This is a genomic window from Streptacidiphilus jeojiense, from assembly GCF_000719095.1.
Classification (GTDB): Bacteria; Actinomycetota; Actinomycetes; order Streptomycetales; family Streptomycetaceae; genus Streptacidiphilus; species Streptacidiphilus jeojiensis.
The window spans coordinates 72694-89222 of the sequence record NZ_JOEH01000020.1; the positions used below are offsets into that span (position 1 = coordinate 72694).

Annotated in this window: 18 protein-coding genes; 12 read left to right on the forward strand and 6 right to left on the reverse strand. The window is 70.0% G+C overall.

The features are described from left to right. Window positions 1-74: 74 nt before the first annotated feature. Complete coding sequence (locus tag IF29_RS48605) at window positions 75-197, reverse strand: hypothetical protein (RefSeq protein ID WP_269665022.1); 123 nt, start codon at window positions 195-197, stop codon at window positions 75-77. Window positions 198-652: 455 nt separating this feature from the next. Between IF29_RS48605 and IF29_RS0125730 the strand changes: the two genes are divergently transcribed. The 4 genes from IF29_RS0125730 (at window position 653) to IF29_RS0125755 (ending at window position 6474) form a co-directional block, all read left to right on the forward strand. Next, window positions 653-1165, forward strand: coding sequence for a DUF2690 domain-containing protein (locus IF29_RS0125730; RefSeq protein WP_030259443.1), 513 nt, complete (start codon window positions 653-655; stop codon window positions 1163-1165). A gap of 179 nt (window positions 1166-1344) precedes the next feature. After that, the gene (locus tag IF29_RS0125735) at window positions 1345-4290 is read left to right on the forward strand and encodes a transglycosylase SLT domain-containing protein (protein ID WP_030259445.1); all 2946 of its coding nucleotides are present in this window, start codon (window positions 1345-1347) and stop codon (window positions 4288-4290) included. Between the two features lie 140 nt (window positions 4291-4430). Next, window positions 4431-5159 carry a hypothetical protein gene (locus IF29_RS46275; protein WP_157623928.1) on the forward strand — a complete coding sequence of 243 codons (729 nt, stop codon included), beginning with the start codon at window positions 4431-4433 and terminating at the stop codon, window positions 5157-5159. An 847-nt stretch (window positions 5160-6006) separates the two neighbouring features. Continuing rightward, complete coding sequence (locus IF29_RS0125755; protein WP_030259456.1) at window positions 6007-6474, forward strand: hypothetical protein; 468 nt, start codon at window positions 6007-6009, stop codon at window positions 6472-6474. A 44-nt stretch (window positions 6475-6518) separates the two neighbouring features. Here the strand turns inward: IF29_RS0125755 and paaK are convergent, their stop codons facing one another. Further along, window positions 6519-7847, reverse strand: a complete 1329-nt coding sequence (gene paaK, locus IF29_RS0125760) for a phenylacetate--CoA ligase PaaK (protein WP_030259458.1) — start codon at window positions 7845-7847, stop codon at window positions 6519-6521. Beyond that, entirely contained in the window at window positions 7844-8311 is a 468-nt protein-coding gene (gene paaI, locus IF29_RS0125765; RefSeq protein ID WP_030259461.1) for a hydroxyphenylacetyl-CoA thioesterase PaaI, read from the reverse strand. Before paaI ends, paaK begins: the two co-directional genes overlap by 4 nt. A gap of 128 nt (window positions 8312-8439) precedes the next feature. Here paaI and paaA point away from each other — a divergent pair, with 128 nt between their 5' ends. The 6 genes from paaA (at window position 8440) to IF29_RS46280 (ending at window position 13052) form a co-directional block, all read left to right on the forward strand. Then, entirely contained in the window at window positions 8440-9438 is a 999-nt protein-coding gene (gene paaA / locus IF29_RS0125770; protein WP_030259464.1) for a 1,2-phenylacetyl-CoA epoxidase subunit PaaA, read from the forward strand. After that, window positions 9426-9728 carry a 1,2-phenylacetyl-CoA epoxidase subunit PaaB gene (gene paaB / locus IF29_RS0125775; RefSeq protein ID WP_051725995.1) on the forward strand — a complete coding sequence of 101 codons (303 nt, stop codon included), beginning with the start codon at window positions 9426-9428 and terminating at the stop codon, window positions 9726-9728. Before paaA ends, paaB begins: the two co-directional genes overlap by 13 nt. Before the next feature lie 24 nt (window positions 9729-9752). Continuing rightward, window positions 9753-10586, forward strand: coding sequence for a 1,2-phenylacetyl-CoA epoxidase subunit PaaC (gene paaC, locus IF29_RS0125780; RefSeq protein WP_030259471.1), 834 nt, complete (start codon window positions 9753-9755; stop codon window positions 10584-10586). Beyond that, a complete protein-coding gene (gene paaD, locus IF29_RS0125785; RefSeq protein ID WP_030259475.1) occupies window positions 10580-11119 on the forward strand; it encodes a 1,2-phenylacetyl-CoA epoxidase subunit PaaD in 540 nt (179 codons plus the stop codon). The genes paaC and paaD overlap by 7 nt, the downstream gene beginning before the upstream one ends. Further along, the gene (gene paaE, locus IF29_RS0125790; protein ID WP_030259478.1) at window positions 11119-12267 is read left to right on the forward strand and encodes a 1,2-phenylacetyl-CoA epoxidase subunit PaaE; all 1149 of its coding nucleotides are present in this window, start codon (window positions 11119-11121) and stop codon (window positions 12265-12267) included. Before paaD ends, paaE begins: the two co-directional genes overlap by 1 nt. Before the next feature lie 80 nt (window positions 12268-12347). Beyond that, entirely contained in the window at window positions 12348-13052 is a 705-nt protein-coding gene (locus IF29_RS46280; RefSeq protein WP_030259480.1) for a hypothetical protein, read from the forward strand. Here the strand turns inward: IF29_RS46280 and IF29_RS0125800 are convergent. Further along, window positions 13049-13432 (reverse strand): MmcQ/YjbR family DNA-binding protein, encoded by a 384-nt coding sequence (locus IF29_RS0125800; protein WP_030259482.1) that lies wholly within the window; start codon window positions 13430-13432, stop codon window positions 13049-13051. The genes IF29_RS46280 and IF29_RS0125800 overlap by 4 nt on opposite strands. Window positions 13433-13599: 167 nt before the next feature. On the opposite strand from IF29_RS0125800, the gene IF29_RS0125805 reads away from it, so the two are divergent. Further along, a complete protein-coding gene (locus IF29_RS0125805) occupies window positions 13600-14058 on the forward strand; it encodes a GNAT family N-acetyltransferase (RefSeq protein WP_030259485.1) in 459 nt (152 codons plus the stop codon). A 56-nt stretch (window positions 14059-14114) separates the two neighbouring features. Here IF29_RS0125805 and IF29_RS0125810 read toward each other — a convergent pair whose 3' ends face one another. After that, entirely contained in the window at window positions 14115-15062 is a 948-nt protein-coding gene (locus IF29_RS0125810) for a threonine/serine dehydratase (protein ID WP_030259488.1), read from the reverse strand. A 107-nt stretch (window positions 15063-15169) separates the two neighbouring features. Further along, a complete protein-coding gene (locus tag IF29_RS0125815) occupies window positions 15170-15883 on the reverse strand; it encodes an HAD family hydrolase (protein WP_051726017.1) in 714 nt (237 codons plus the stop codon). Between the two features lie 69 nt (window positions 15884-15952). Between IF29_RS0125815 and IF29_RS0125820 the strand changes: the two genes are divergently transcribed. Then, window positions 15953-16507, forward strand: coding sequence for a GNAT family N-acetyltransferase (locus IF29_RS0125820; RefSeq protein ID WP_030259492.1), 555 nt, complete (start codon window positions 15953-15955; stop codon window positions 16505-16507). Window positions 16508-16529 lie beyond the last annotated feature (22 nt).

Consider the following 16529-nt stretch of genomic DNA (forward strand, 5'->3'; position numbering starts at 1 on the left):
CGCCTCGTACAGGAGACCGGAACGGAGCCCTCCGACAACAGAAATCCGCGACGGAAATCCGAGCACCCTCTCCGTCAGGGCCGGGCCGCGAGGCCGTCGAGGACGGCGTGGAGGCCGAACTCGAAGGTGTGCTCCGGGGCCGCGCCGTAGTCGGCGGCGGTGGCCCGGTCGTCGACGGGGTGCGCACCGTCGGTCACGGCGGGTCGGCCAACGGCCAGTTCGCCGAGCTGCTGATGGTGCCCGAGCGGGACTTCGCGGTGGTGGTGCTGTCCAACGCCGGCCCGGACGAGCCCTTCGCGCTGCTCCGCTCCTCTCGACCGGCCTCACCCCGATCAACTGACCAAGTGTCATTTGTACGCATTCATAGAGGAATTCAGGACATTCTCCGGCGAGCTGAACCTTGCCTGGGAGTCGGTGGGGAGTTCCCTGGGGGTCCTTGCAAGTATTGGCATGGACTCGATATACCTGGGTGCGAACGATCATGGATTTCTTGCTCGTATCCAGATCGAAGTTCTTGCACTGAATTTCCAGTGGATCTGCTGTGGCATGCCTGATGGTTCGACGGTTTCGGCCTTGCCAGCACTGAGAAGTGTGAGTACCAGTAGGGGAGTGAAAGGTGTTCTCTCAAAGGGAGTTCATAAGATCGGCGCCGATGCGGTTGCTGGTCATCATGGCGCTGGTGGCCTTGTGCGCCCTGGTCGGAATCCCGGGTGCGACGGCGGCCCGGGCCGATGCGCCGAGCTGTAGTGCGGGGTCCTGTGAGGGAAAGAACGCGGAGGCCACGGGCTGTTCCGCCGATGAGCTGCTGATCGAGGACTCTTCCGAGTCCTCGGGCGGGAGCACCTTGCAGATGTACTACTCCAGCGCATGTCAGACCGTGTGGGCCATATTCACGGACACGGTCGAGGCATATTTCGGCGTTGCGGAGCTGGTCACGGTGCCCAACGGCGGGGGTCTGGAGCAGGTGGACCAGCAGGTCCTTGGCAGCGCCGACACCGGGTCGATGCAGAGCAACAACTACGTGACCGAGACGGGCATGACGCAGTGGAACCAGTCCGTGAAGGCGTGCGGACTGCCGCAGAACGAACCAGCAGAGTCCGAGGATCCGCAACCGGACGGCGGCACGGCGGTCAACATCCTTGGCTGGTGCACGGCATGGCACTGACACGGCGTCACCTCAACTCCGCAGGCCCTTTCGACGAGGAAGACAAGATGCCAGGGCTGTTGCATCCGCGCCGTCGAGGGCGACCACGTAGGTGGACTGCGGTCACCACTGGACTCGTCGCGCTCGCGGCGCTGCTGCTGTCGGGGCCGACAGCCCAGGCGACGCCCGATTCGGGCGCGGTGACTGGGAACTCGGGTGCCTTCACGGATCCCGCCGCGGACCTGGGCACGGGCTGGAAGTCCTCGACCGATGAGCTGCTGACCGGCTTGGGGGACTCGCAGGGCTTTCACATCCTGGAGGCGATGGAGAGCAAGGCCTTCGCTTGGAGCACGCTGGCAACGCTGACGGTTCCGGGTGTGGACGCGGCTTCATGGACCGGGTACACCTGTCCGACCGGTGACGGGCGCTACGTCGCGGCGGTTTATGCGCCCTCCACCGCGGCGAACAGTCCCGCCCAGCGTGCGGCGGGGGCTTTCGCGGCTGTGGTCAACGTTGCCACGGGCAAGGTCACCCAGGTCGCGTCGGGGATGGCCCTCGACTACTTCACCCCGAGCTGCGGCACCGGGGACCAGGTGGTGTTCACCCGGAACACGGTGGACGAGAGCCAGACCCAGGTGATGGTGGCCGACGCCTCCACCGGACGGCTCGTCAGCAGCAGCCTGGTCAAGGCGCAGTTCACGACGCCGGTGCCGACCGCCGCCGACGTGTACGGGGTCGCGCACGGTGACCTCGTCCGGATGAACGCGAACGGAACGCTGAGCACACTGGCGCGTCCGCAGGGTCAGCCCTACGCCCTGGCGGCGGACTCGGCACATGGGCTGCAACTGCTCAGCGTGGACGGTAGCCGTTCGGTGCTCCAGCGGTGGAACGGCAGCGGGCTGGTGGCACTCGGCACCGCCCAGAGCACCAATGTCGGCCTGTTCAGCGGACTCGGCGGGCACAACACTTTGGTCGGGGACGCGACGTCACTCAATGTCAAAGCCGCCCCTGGGCTGCGTTCCGTCCCGGCGGCAGAGCAGCCCGACGCGGTGTCCTTCCAGGGGGATGCGGTGGCCGAGTCGATCACCTCCGCCGACTCGACCAGCGCCCCCAGCGGCAGTGGCTGGGACCAGCCCACGACAGAGGCCGCCGTTCGGTCCGCCCGCACAGGCACTGTCTCCCATGCGGAGTTCCAGGCGTCGGGCCCGGTCACCCAGACCTTCGGGCAGAGCAGCACTTCGGGAACCGCCTCGGGCACTGCGAGTGGCACCACGGCGGTGAAGTCCTCCTCCACCGTCAGTACCTCGGGTACGACTGAGTCGGTCACGTCAGCTGCGGTGACAGCTCTGGCGGCGACCACCTGCGACTCCGGTGTGAGCAGCGGATATGATGCGAGTTATCCGGTCGCCCTGGTTACCCCGCCCTCCTGCGATACCGTGCCCACCTGCCTGGTGGCACGAAACAGCGCGACCAAGCAGGTGCTGCAGCCCAGCGAGAACATGGTGGAGTGGGCGGTCGACCAGGCTGTGCACGCCGACCTCACTATCACCCGGCCGGCGAACTACGACAGCAACGGCGAGTCGTCCTACTCGCCGGAGAGCATGTTCCCCGCAGCAGCCCTCACCGGTGGCGGGACCATCCCGGCCCAGGTCATGCTGGCTATCCTGGCCCAGGAGTCCAACCTCAAGCAGGCCTCCTGGCATGCGGTCCCCGGTGACGCGGGCAACCCGCTGGTCTCCGACTACTACGGCAACGGCGACAGCATCTCGTCCCTGCCGAACTACACTGGTACCGACTGCGGCTACGGTATCGCCCAGGTCACCGATGGGATGTCGAGCAGTTCCGGGTCGCCGATGACAGAGGCTCAGGCCTCTGCCGTGGCCACCGACTACGCGGCGAACATCGCAGCCGGCGTACAGATCCTCGGCCAGACCTGGAATGAACTGCAGGGCCTCTCCACGCCGATGACGGTGAACGACGGCAGCGCGCAGTACATCGAGAACTGGTACTACGCGATCTGGGGCTACAACAGCGGGGTCTACACCGACCCGACCCAGAACGACGGCCATGTCGGCCTGGGCTGGGCCAACAACCCGGCCAATCCGGCCTACGACGCTGCCCGCGAACCGTTCATGCGCTACGACACCGGCGACGCAGCGCACCCGGGGGACTGGCCCTATCAGGAGAGGGTCCTCGGCTGGGCGGAGAATCCCCAGGTCACCTATGGATCCGCTACCTCGTACACGGATGCGACCTACGCCACCAGCGAGTGCACCGTGCTCGCAAGCAGCACCGACACGGCATGCTTCCTCAACCTGCCGACGAACTACCGGCTGTTCTGCTCCACCGCGGTCAACGACTGCGACCCCTCCACCACGAGTGGCAGCCCGTGCCCGGCGACCGACAGCACCTGCTGGTGGAATCAGCCCGTCTCATGGATCTCGGGGGACGAGAGCACGCAGGCCGCCACGGAGCACCTGGCCTACCCGCTCGGCTCCGCCGAACCAGCGATCAACAGTCAGTACGCCGCACCTGACTGCTCCTTCCCTTCCGGTTCCACGGGCACCTTCGTCATCGGCACCGAGGAGGACAGCAGCAAGAACGTCTTCGGCTGCCCCGGTGGCGAGTCCAGCGGCAAATTCTCACTTCGCCTGGGCGACAGCTTCGCCGGGAAGGAGATCACGGAAAGCGGACTCACCCTGGAGAACCCGCTCACGGCACAGATCGACCTGCACCAACTGGGGGCAGGGTGGATGGGCCACATCTACTTCACCCACACCTACCCGCTGAACGACTACGCGCACAAGGTCACCGCACAGTGGGCGCCCGACCCGAGCGCCATTCCTGCAGCAGGTGAGCAGTTCGACATCCACATCCATCTGCCCTCGCACGGAAACACCGCCAGCAGCGTCTACTACCTGCTCAAGGAGGGCGTCTCGTCAACCGGCGCCGAGCCCAGCGTGGGCTGCACCAAGAGTCAGGTGAACAGCGGCCAGGACGAGTGGGTGGACCTCGGCACCGCCTACCTGTGGCCCGGAGCCCGACTGCTGCTCAGCAACCTCGTCAGCGGGGCCACCGGAACCTCGGACATCGCGTTCGACGCGGTCGCCTTCTCCCCGGCCACCTCGGGCAGTTGGTGCCCGTAGGCAGACAACTGACCCGAACCGCAGCTCAGCTGCGGTGATCCGGGGCGTTGAATGGCATGCAGCGCGGTGGCGGAGGGAGCTCCTCCGCCACCGCGCTCCCGCTCCGCCCCTCAGACCCCGTCATATCTGGACCGGAGACTATGCGCGACACTCTGACCAAATTCCTGGCCTGCACCCTGCCGCTGGCAACGGTGCTGCTCACCGCGGCCTGCTCGGGTGCGACACCGCCCAGTGCAACCCGCGGGCCGGCTGCGGCTGCCACCACCTCCGGCAGCATGCCCGCGACCGCCGGGGCGGCGGACCCCGATGCGGGAAGTGCCACGCCCACGCCAACCTGGACGGTCATTGCCGATCCCACCGGACCGGTACCCAGCGCTGAGCTCGCCCCCGACAAGGGCTCGATGCGAGCACTGTCGGCGAATTTCGACTTCAGCTCCTTCTCGGAGCACGAGCTCAAGACCTGGGACATCACGCTGAAATCAACTCCTGACGATGGAAGCCGATCGGACATGTACACCGCGCTCGGCGGCAACAGCGTGAAGGGCAAGAGCCACCTCTTCGTCTTTGTGTACCGCAACAAGCAGCAGGCCGTGACCGCCATTGGTTGCGGCTACAGCCAGGGTGACTCTGCTACAGCGACCCAGTTCATGGACGACTGCGCCCGGACGCAGCTGACAGGTGTGTCCTCGGCGCAGGTCGTCGCATACATCCAGGAAGAAAGGCAGCTGATGACGCCGCTATTGGTGGGCGCGGCAGCCAGCTACTCAGCTCCATATCGGAAGATCGGGTCCGACACATTCAGCTTTCTGAAAGGTTCCGGACAGGAGGTCCTGAACATTCGCGGCGATATAAATTCGCCTGCCAATTAGACCTCGCTGTATGCATCCCAGGGGAGACAGAAAGACGCCGACCCGACACGCCAGTTGGGCCGCTCGTCCCAATGGTCATCCCAGGAAAACAGAAGCAGAACGAAGGTTTCTGATGAGTGCCTCTGTAGGCCATGTAAGTGTTCATCCGAGTTTTCGGTACCTGTCCGTACTTGGACTGCCAATCGTGACGTACCTCGTCCTTCGCGCCGCCACCTCTCAGGACGCTACATCCTCCCGGATCCTGTGGGGCTCGGCCCTGGTTGTTCTCCTCTTGACTGTGCTTCTGTGCCGGTTGATTTCGGTGAGCATCAAAGGCGGATACGTGAAAGTTCGCCGAGGACTCAGAACGGTCACGATCGAGGTCGAGGACTTGATCTCGGTGTCAGCTATCGATGGCCCCGGGGGGTGGCGCACTGCCAAGACGCTCGTACTGGTCGACCCCGAAGGGCGTACGACGCACGTCGCCCTGACTTTGGTACGGCCCGCAGACCGTAGACGTCTCCTCACAGAGATGACTAGGCAAGCAACCCCTGGGACTGTCCGCTTCGACGCAGTCATGCGCGACATGCTTGACGACGCAGGCAAGCAACCGGAACGCGCCTCCTGAACTGTGTCGGCTTATGGCGCTCGTCGTGACCGCATACATCTGGTGGGCCCATAGCAGCCTGGACTGCGGCGCGAGACTGCGGGCCTGCCAGCTGGCTCTCTTCGAAGTGAAGTCAGATCCCGGGCAAGGATGAACGAGCGTGTGGTGGATCAGCGGAAACTGCCAGGCCGGAGCGCATTCTGATCATGTAGCTCACGTTCACCTCCCTCGGCTATCCCGTCCTCGGATTCGATGGCACGGATGAGCGGCCGAGGCGTCAGGCCGCTGCACGTCCTGGTGGTCGCCCCGGCGGTGCTCGTGCTCGTTCTCGTGGTCTCGTTGCTGGTCGGCCTGAAGCTTCAGGCCGACCAGCAGGACCACAACCGGACTGCCGCGCACACCGCCGTCCAGGGGCAGGCTGAGAACTACGCTGCGGAACTGGCGTCGGAGTTCGACCGTGGTGTCCTGGTGCGCGGAGGCCGTGCTCGCTGGGGTACCGGCGCACTGACTCTCTACGACATCGACGTCGTGACCGCCGCGGCCGACAGCGCCCAGGCCGTCTTCGCCGGCGATGCGGTGTACGCCCGGCCCGACTTCCTCTTCGGAGACACCCGGGAGAACGACGAGATCTGCTACCGCCTCCGGCTCATCCGGGTGAACGGAAAGACAGCGTCCGACCTGTCGACCACCTCCTGTGCCGATTGCCTGTCGACCACCACGCGCGGATGAGCCCGGTGCTGCGGGTGCATCCTCATCAGGTCGCTCTCGGCCGGTTACGCCCCGCGCTGGTCGACGATGCGGCGGATCTTGCCGACCGAGCGCTCCAGGGTGTCCGGGTCGGTGATCTCGACCTCGACGGTCACGCCCACGCCGTCCTTGACCGCCCGGGCGATGGCGGCCGCGGCCGCGGCGCGGGTGTCGGCGGAGGTGTCCGGCCTGGCCTCGGCGCGGACGGTCATCCGGTCCAGCCGGCCCTGCCGGGTCAGCCGGACCTGGAAGTGCGGGGCCACGCCCGGGGTCCGCAGCACGATCTCCTCGATCTGGCTGGGGAAGACGTTGACGCCGCGCAGGATGATCATGTCGTCGCTGCGGCCGGTGACCTTCTCCATCCGCCGGAACGCGGGCCGCGCGGTGCCCGGCAGCAGCCGGGTCAGGTCCCGGGTGCGGTAGCGGACGATCGGCAGCGCCTCCTTGGTGAGCGAGGTGAACACCAGCTCGCCGGCGGCGCCCTCGGCCATCACCTCGTCGGTGAGCGGGTCCACCACCTCCGGGTAGAAGTGGTCCTCCCAGATGTGCAGGCCGTCCTTGGTGTCCACGCACTCCTGCGCCACCCCGGGGCCGATCACCTCGGACAGGCCGTAGATGTCCACCGCGTGCAGGTCCAGCCGCTGCTCGATCTCCCGGCGCATCTCCTCGGTCCAGGGCTCGGCGCCGAAGATGCCGATGCGCAGCGAGGTGCTGCGCGGGTCGATGCCCTGCCGTTCGAACTCGTCCAGCAGGGTGAGCATGTAGGAGGGGGTCACCATGATGATCTCGGGGCGGAAGTCCTGGATGATCTGCACCTGACGTGCCGTCATCCCGCCCGACGCCGGGATCACCGTGCAGCCGGCCCGCTCGGCGCCGTAGTGGGCGCCCAGACCGCCGGTGAACAGGCCGTAGCCGTAGGAGATGTGCACCTTGTCGCCCGGGCGGCCGCCGGCCGCGCGGATCGAGCGGGCGACCATGTCGGCCCACATCGACAGGTCGTTCTCGGTGTAGCCGACCACGGTGGGGTTCCCGGTGGTGCCGCTGGAGGCGTGGATCCGGCGCACCTGGTCCATCGGCACGGCGAACATGCCGAACGGGTAGGTGTCGCGCAGGTCGGCCTTGGTGGTGAAGGGGAAGCGGGCCAGGTCGGCCAGGGAGCGGCAGTCGAAGGGGCTGACCCCGGCGTCGTCGAACTTCTTCCGGTACAGCTCGACCTCGTTGTAGGCGAGCTGCAGGGTCTGCCGCAGCCGCCGCAGCTGCAGGTCCCGCAGTTCGGGGCCGGTCAGCCGCTCGCCCGCGTCCAGCAGCTCCTCGGGCAGCGGCTCGCCCAGGTGGCGGTCGGGACGGCTGTTCATGGATTGCTCCGCTCTGCTTCGGTGCCGGCTGCTTCGGTGCGGCTGGGCAGGGTGCCGCCGCGCAGGGTGCGGCTGCGCCCGCGGAACTCCGCGATCAGCTCGTCGCCGCGCCGGACTGTGACGTCGTAGATCCCGCTCCGACCGAAACGGGCCCGTTCCTGTGCGGTGGCCTCGAGCACGTCGCCCTGGTGGGCCGGGGCGACGAAGTCGATGTCGCCGCCCGCGGCCACGGTCACCGGGCCGTGGCTGTTGCAGGCACAGGCGAAGGCGGTGTCGGCCAGCAGGAAGAGGTAGCCGCCGTGGGCCGTGCCGTGCCCGTTGACCATGGCGGGGGTGACCGCCATCCGCAGCACCGCTGCGCCCTCGCCGGCCTCCAGCAGTTCGATGCCGACGCCCAGCGAGGCCGCGTCGGCGGCGAACATCCGCTGGGCCGGGCCCGGCGGGGCCGACCTGGTGGGTGGCATTCCGGCTCCTTCTTGTCTCCCGACCGAACATTCGGTTAGCGTGGTGGTGAGGTCAAGTAATCCAGCCGCGCAATCGGCTGTCAAGGGACGACGCGGGCCCCGTGCACTCCCGGAGGGTGGGAAAACCGATGACGACAGCAGCAGCGGAACCCGCAGCACCGCCAGATCCGCTCCAGCAGCACTTCGACGACACCATCGCCCGCGACCACCGCGTCGAGCCACGGGACTGGATGCCGGAGGGCTACCGGCGGACCCTGGTGCGGCAGATCGCCCAGCACGCCCATTCCGAGATCATCGGCATGCAGCCGGAGGGCGACTGGATCACCCGGGCGCCCTCGCTGCGCCGCAAGGCGATCCTCTTCGCCAAGGTGCAGGACGAGGCCGGGCACGGCCTCTACCTCTACTCGGCCGCCGAGACCCTGGGCGCGGACCGCGCCGATCTCACCCGGCGGCTGATCGAAGGGCGGCAGAAGTACTCGTCGATCTTCAACTACCCGGCCGACACCTTCGCCGACGTCGGCGTCATCGGCTGGTTCGTGGACGGCGCCGCGATCTGCAACCAGGTGCCGCTGTGCCGCAGCTCCTACGGCCCCTACGCGCGGGCCATGGTGCGGGTCTGCAAGGAGGAGTCCTTCCACCAGCGCCAGGGCTACGAACTGCTGCTGACCATGATGCGCGGCACCGAGGGCCAGCGGGCCATGGTGCAGAACGCGGTGGACCGCTGGTGGTGGCCCTCGCTGATGATGTTCGGGCCGCCGGACGGCGACTCGCCCAACTCGGCGCAGTCCACCGCCTGGAAGATCAAGCGCCACTCCAACGACGAACTGCGGCAGCGCTTCGTGGACATGACGGTCCCTCAGGCCGAGCGGCTGGGGGTGACCCTGCCCGACCCGGAGCTGCGCTGGAACGAGGAGCGCGGCAGCCACGACTTCGGCACCCCGGACTGGACCGAACTGCAGCGGGTGATCTCCGGCGACGGCCCGCGCAACGCCGAGCGGGTCTCCCGGCGCCGGGCGGCCCACGAGGAGGGCACCTGGGTCCGCGAGGCCGCCGCTGCCCACGCGGCCAAGCAGGCCGAGCGACGAGAAGAAGCAGCGACGAGCAGGAGCGTGGCATGCCCCAGATGAACAACGTGCAGGCCGACTGGCCCCTCTACGAGGTCTTCGTGCGCGGCAAGCGCGGCCTCAACCACGTCCACGTCGGCTCGCTGCACGCCGCCGACGACCGGATGGCGCTCACCCACGCCCGGGACCTCTACACCCGGCGCAACGAGGGCGTGAGCATCTGGGTGGTCCGCAGCTCGGAGATCACCGCCTCCACCCCGGACGAGAAGGACCCCTTCTTCGCCCCCAGCGGCGACAAGGTGTACCGGCACCCCACCTTCTACGACATCCCCGCCGACGTCCCGCACATCTAGGGCCGTCACTTCTAGGAGCGCCACGTGAGCGACGACGACAACGCCTACCTCGGCCTGGCCGAGGCCCACGAGGGCGACGAGGCCCACTGGGCCTTCGGCACCGGCTTCGAGGACCCGCTGCACGGCACCGACACCGCGCTGCCGCCAGGTGTCGACGGCCAGGCACTGGCCGCGCGTTGCCTTGCCCTGGGCGACGACGCGCTGGTGCTGGCCCAGCGGCTGGCGCAGTGGTGCACCAGGGCGCCGGAGCTGGAGGAGGAGCTGGCGCTGGCCAACATCGGCCTGGACCTGCTCGGCCAGACCCGGCTGCTGTACACCAGGGCTGGCCAGGCCGACGGCAGCGGCCGCAGCGAGGACGATTTCGCCTACCTCCGCGACGCCGACGCCTTCCGCAATGTGCGCCTGGCCGAGCTGCCCAACGGCGACTTCGCCCACTGCGTGGCCCGGCTGCTGGTGCTCTCGACCTGGCGGCTGGCCGTGTTCGAGGGGCCGACCACGGCCGCCGACCCGGTGCTGGCCGCCGTCGCCGCCAAGGGGATCAAGGAACTGGCCTACCACCGCCTCTACGCCGCCGAGTGGACCGTACGGCTGGGCGACGGCACCGAGGAGTCGCACCGCCGGATGCAGCAGGCCCTGGACGCGGTGGCGCCGTACCTGGACGAGCTGTACGCCGCCGAGGACGTCCGCGGGCAGGTCGAGGCCGTGCTGCGGCAGGTCGCCGACAGCGCGGGGCTGGTCCTGCCGGGGACCGCCGGGCTCCCGGGCTCCGGACGCGACGGCGAGCACACCGAGCACCTCGCCCCGCTGCTCGCCGAGCTGCAGAGCGTGGCCAGGGCGAACCCGGGGGCGACATGGTGACCGCCACCCCGGACCTGGAAGCAGACCGGGAAGCGGACCTGGCGCTGGCCCGCCGGGTGGCCGGCGGCGTCCCCGACCCCGAGCTGCCGATGCTCACCCTGGCCGACCTCGGGGTGCTGCGCGACGTCGAGCTCGCCCCCGACGGCGCGGTCACCGCGGTGCTCACCCCCACCTACTCCGGCTGCCCGGCCATGGCCGAGATGCGGGCCGAGGTCGACCGCCGGCTGCGCGCGGCCGGTTTCGCCCGGGTAGGAATCCGTACCGTACTGGACCCGCCGTGGACCACCGACTGGATCACCCCGGCGGCCCGCCGCACCCTCGCCGAGCACGGCATCGCCCCACCCGGCAGCGCACCCCGCCCGGCGTCCGGGCCGGTACCGCTGGTGCTGTCCGTGCGCCGGCCCACGCTGTCCTGCCCCCGCTGCGGGTCCGCCGACACCGAGGAGACCTCGCGCTTCTCCGGCACCGCCTGCAAGGCTCTGTGGCGCTGCCGCGCCTGTCGCGAGCCGTTCGAGCACCTCAAGGAGATCTGATGTCGGCCCCCGCCACGGCAGCCGCAACGCCCTCGGCCACGCCCCCGGTCACCTCCGCCGGGACGGAGCCCGCCGCCCCGGCGCGCCGCCGCCCGGCCTTCCACACCCTGCGGGTCGCCTCGGTCGAGCCGCTCTGCGAGGACGCCGTCGCCGTCACCTTCGCCGTCCCGGACGACCTCACGGACGCCTTCGCCTTCGCCCCGGGGCAGTCGCTGACCCTGCGCCGCACCGTGGACGGGCGCGACGAGCGCCGCTCCTACTCGATCTGCTCGCTGGCCGGCGGCGCGCCCCGCATCGGCGTCCGCACCGTACCCGCCGGGATCTTCTCGTCCTGGCTGGTCAACGAGGTGCGCCCGGGCGACGCCGTGGAGGTGATGGAGCCGACCGGGGCGTTCACCCCGGACCTGAGCACCCCGGGCCGCCACGTCCTGGTGGCGGCGGGCTCCGGGATCACCCCGATGGTGTCGATCGCCTCCGCGGTGCTCGCCGCCGACCCGGTCTCCACCGTCACCCTGCTCTACGGCAACCGGCGCAGCGACACGGTGATGTTCGCCGACGACCTGGCCGACCTGAAGGACCGTCACCCGGACCGCTTCCAGCTCGCCCACGTCCTCTCCCGGGAGCCGCGCGAGGCCGAGCTGCTGTCCGGCAGGCTCGACCCGGAACGGCTGGCCGCGCTGCTGGACGCGCTGGTCGAGGTGGGCTCGGTGGACCACTGGTGGCTCTGCGGCCCGATCGGCATGGTCGAGGCGGCCCGCGACCTGCTCACCGGCCTGGGCGTACCCGCTGACCGGCTGCACCGCGAGCTCTTCTACGCCGAGGAGGAGCCGGTCGCTCCGCTGCACCACGACGACGCCGTGCCCGAGGGCCCGGTCTCCACCGCCACCGTGGTCCTGGACGGACGCAGCACCACCGCCGCCCTACCACGCGACCGGAGCATCCTCGACGGCGCCCAGCGGGCCCGCCCCGACCTCCCGTTCGCCTGCAAGGGCGGCGTCTGCGGCACCTGCCGGGCCCTGGTGGTCGACGGCGAGGCCGAGATGCGCCGCAACTTCGCCCTGGAACCGGCCGAGGTGGCCGCCGGGTACGTGCTGACCTGCCAGTCCTACCCGGTCTCGGACACCCTGACGGTCGACTACGACAGCTGAGCGGAACCGGTGGGCGTGAGCGTACGTCAGATGGGCGACGCACCGCGGTGGTGCGGTCCAGCACAGCACGGGGGTCCCGCATGCGCCGTCCGTCCACCACCCTGCTCACCGGCACTCTGCTCACCGGCACCCTGGTCGGTCTGCTGACCGCGGGCTGCGCCTCGGCCGGCACCGGCCGGGCCGCCTCCCAGGCCGGGTCAGGCTCGGGGCACAGCGCGGTGTCGATCGCCGCGCCGACCTCCGGTGCCATGCGCCCCGCAGGCGCCAAGCCGTGCCCCACCGCCGACCAGTGGCAGGGCGCCCCGGCGCCCACCGCGGTCTCGGGAACACCGATGAACACCCCGCAGGCGGAGGCCCTGAGCCAGGCCGTGGGGGCCCAGGGCCGGGCCGGCTTCGCCGACGTCTACGGCTCGCAGATCACCGACTTCCCGGCCGGGCGGGTCGCCCTCTGCGTCACCGACCTGGCCCGCGGCCATGCCCTGGCCCTGGCCGCCGAGCGCGCCGCCCCCGGCATCGACCTGTCCCGGCTCGACCTCTACCTGTGCCCGTACTCCCAACGCACCCTGGACGGCGCGGTGCACAAGGTGATGGCCGCGCTGGACGCCAGGGGCGAACTGGCCGGCTTCCCGATCTACAGCGCCTCCCCGGCGACCGACGCCTCCGGGGTCCGCTTCACCAGCAGCCGGGAGGGCGTCGGGGCCAAGGCGCTGTACATCCGCATCGCCCACCTGCTGGGCAGCATCCCGTACACCCTGTCCGTGGGCGCCTCCGTGGGCGGCGCCTAAGGGGCGTCCGGAGCGCGGCGCGCCCCGGGCCAGTCGAGCAGCAGCTGCTGCTTGCGCGGGAGCTGGGTGACGATCAGGTCGTAGGAGTCCTCGACCAGCTCCCGCAGCAGGGCGTCCGGCAGCGATCCGTCGACGGTGACGGTGTTCCAGTGCCGCTTGTTGAGGTGCCATCCGGGCACGATGCAGGGGTGCTGCTCGCGCAGTTGCACCGCCAGTTCGGGATCGCACTTCAGGCTCACCTTCAGCGGCTCGTCGCCCAGCGCGGTCAGGGCGAAGACCTTGCCGCCGACCTTGAAGACCGACAGCCCCTCGCTGAACGGGAAGGTCTCGACGGCGCCGTTGAGGCCGAGGCAGAAGGCCTGGAGAGTCTCGGGTGTCATGCGGACATTCTGTGCCGCGGGGCTGACATCCCGCATCGCGACGAACCGTGCAAGATTCATTGATGACCCGTCAGATGGTCGGGGCCGACAACCCGCGCCGCCCCGGCGTGCGAGCGGCGTATCAATCCAGGTGCCGGCTGTGAGCCCGGCCCCGTAGCCTCGGCCCCATGACTGACCATGCGCTCGTTCCGGACGACTTCGTCGTCCCCACGGAGCTGATCACCCCGCAGTTCCGCCTGGAACCTCTGGGACCCCAGCACAACGTCGCCGACCATGCCGCCTGGACCAACAGCATCGAGCACATCCGTTCAACGCCGGGCTTCCAGAACTCGGGATGGCCGCCGGCGAACGGGATGGCCTTGGAGGCCAACCTCGCCGACCTGGAGCGCCATGCGGTCGACTTCGTCCAGCGCCGAGGATTCACCTACTCCGTCATCGGGACCGTCGGCGGCGAGGTCATCGGGTGCGTCTACATCTACCCTTCCCGCAGCGACGTCCACGTCACCGACGTGCGCTCCTGGGTCCGGGCGGACAGGGCCGAGTTGGACGCACCTCTGTATGCGGCCGTCTCCGCCTGGCTGTCCGCGCAGTGGCCCCTGGGCACCCTCAACTATCAGCCTCGCTGACACCGTCCGCTCGGCAGCGGCCCGCTTGTGCGCGCTCGACGGCGTGGCCGGACCGGCTATCCCAGGTCGGTCAGCGCGGTGTTGGCCCCGCACAGCACCACGCAGACCCGCTCGCCCTGCGCCGGGGTGTAGGCCCCGGTGGTGAGTGCGGCCAGGGCGGCGGCGGTGCCGTGCTCCACGGCCACCCGGCGGCCCTGCCAGAGCGCGCGGCGGGCGGCGATGGTCTGCTCGTCGCTGACCAGGACGCTGCGGGCGCCCTCGTACTGCGCGGCGGCGACGGCCAGCGCGGTGACGCGGCGGGCGCCCAGCGAGTCCGAGGCGATGGAGTCCACCGGGCTGTCGACCGGCCGTCCGGCCGCCAGGGCGGCGTTCAGCGCGCGGCAGTTCTCCGGCTCCACCACGACGGTGCGGACGCCGTGGTGCCGGGCGGCCGTGGCGACGCCGGCGAACAGGCCACCGCCGCCGGCCACCACCATGACCGTGTCCAGTCGGGGGTCCTGCGCCAGGATCTCGTCCAGCAGGGTGCCGGCGCCGGCCGCGATCAGCGGGTGGTCGTAGGCGTGCGAGGCGAGTGCGCCGGTCCGGGCGGTGAACTCCTCGCAGGCCTGCAGGGCCTGCGCGTACTCCAGACCGACCAGCCGCACGTCCGCGCCGTAGCCGCGCAGCCGCTCCACCTTCACCGTCGGCGCGTTCGCCGGCAGGAACACCGTCGCCGGGACGCCCTGCTGGCCCGCCGCCCAGGCGCAGGCGAGCCCGGCGTTGCCGCCCGAGGCGATGGTGATCCCGGCGTCCGGCAGGGTGCCCGCCTCGCGGTGCGCCAGCACGAAGTTCTGCGCGCCACGGGCCTTGAAGCTCCCGGTGTGCTGCATGTACTCCAGCGCGAGCGACACCTCGAACGGGCCGTCGTCGAACTCGTCCATGGCCACCACCGCGACTGGCCTGACCCGCCCGGCGATCCGGTCGGCGGCGGCCTTGACGTCGGTGTACGCGAGCTGGCTCTGCATGGCATCCCCCTACGGGCGCTGACGGACGGCTGTTTTGTACCGTAGCCTGCCCCGGCCCACCGCCGCTGACCGCCCACCGCCGGCCACCGCCACCTTCTTGCCCCGGGTCACACCAGCTCCAGCAGCCCCGTCAGCGAGGTGATCGAGGCGACGCCGTCGCTCGCGGCCCCGTCCCGGCACATCGCCAGACCCCGGTAGCCCAGGTCGATCGCCGCCCGCACCAGCTCCGGGTCGTCGTCCACGAACAGGCACTCGTCCGGTGCCAGCCCGAGACCCTCGCTGGCATGCCGGTACATCAGCGGGTCCGGCTTGCGGCAGCCGAGCACTGCGGAGATCGCGTACACCTCGAAGAAGTCGCCGAGGCCCAGTGCGGCGTGGAGCTCCGGCAGGTTCGGCCAGGCGTCGGAGACCACCGCCAGCCGGACCCCGCGGCCGCGCAGCTCCCGCAGCACGCCGGCGACCTCGGGAAAGGTCTCCAGAACGGTGGCCGGCGGCACCGGCCGGACCAGGGCGGCCAGCAACTCGGCGGCGGCGTCCACCCCGAGGGCGTCCAGGATGACGCGGTGGTAGTCGTCGGTGTCGGGCGTGGTCGGTGCCTGGTCCATGAAGCGGTCACCCGCCGCTATGGCGCGGGCGAACTGCTCGGGCGTGATGCCCGGAGCCCGGTCGAGCACGGTCCGCTCGAAGTCCGCTCGCGGATTCCAGCGCCCGCCCTTCGGCTGCATCAGCACCCCGCCGGAGTCCAGCAGCACGGCGCGGGGAGGGTCGCTCCGCGGAGACCGGGGGGAGGGGGAGGATGGGGATGTGGCCTGAGTGGTCATCGGACGAGTGTGCCGCGACGCCCGGTGTTCGTCGAGGTCGTCGCTCATGGGACTGAGGGGGAAGGGCATATGACGTCGTTGCGATTCCGGGCCGCGGTTGCCGAGGACGCCGAGGCGGTGGCGCAGCTGCACGCCGACAGCTGGCGCCGGCACTACCGCGGCGCCTACGCCGACGCGTTCCTGGACGGTGATGTGGTCGCCAACCGCCGGGCCGTGTGGTCGTCGCGCCTGGCCGCCCCGGCCGCAGCCGCGACCGTCCTGGCCGAGGACGACGCGGGGCTGCTGGGCTTCGTCCATGTCGTCTTCGACGCCGACGACGTCTGGGGCAGCCTGGTCGACAACCTGCATGTGACGAACGCTCGGCGGCGCACCGGGGTGGGCGGTGCGCTGCTGGTGCGCGCGGCCGAGGCGGCCGGCGAGCGAGCCGGTGACAGGGCCGTGTACCTGTGGGTACTGGAGCAGAACAAGGCCGCCCAGCAGTTCTACCGTGCCTACGGCGGCAGCTGCGTCGAGGCGGCGCCGGTGCCTTCCCCCGGGGGCGTGCCGGGCCGGCTGAACGGGTCTCCCAAGGCGCTGCGGATGGCCTGGTCCGACGCCTCGCTGGTGGCGCGTTCGGGCCGTTGAGCCCCCCGGTCGGTGATACTGG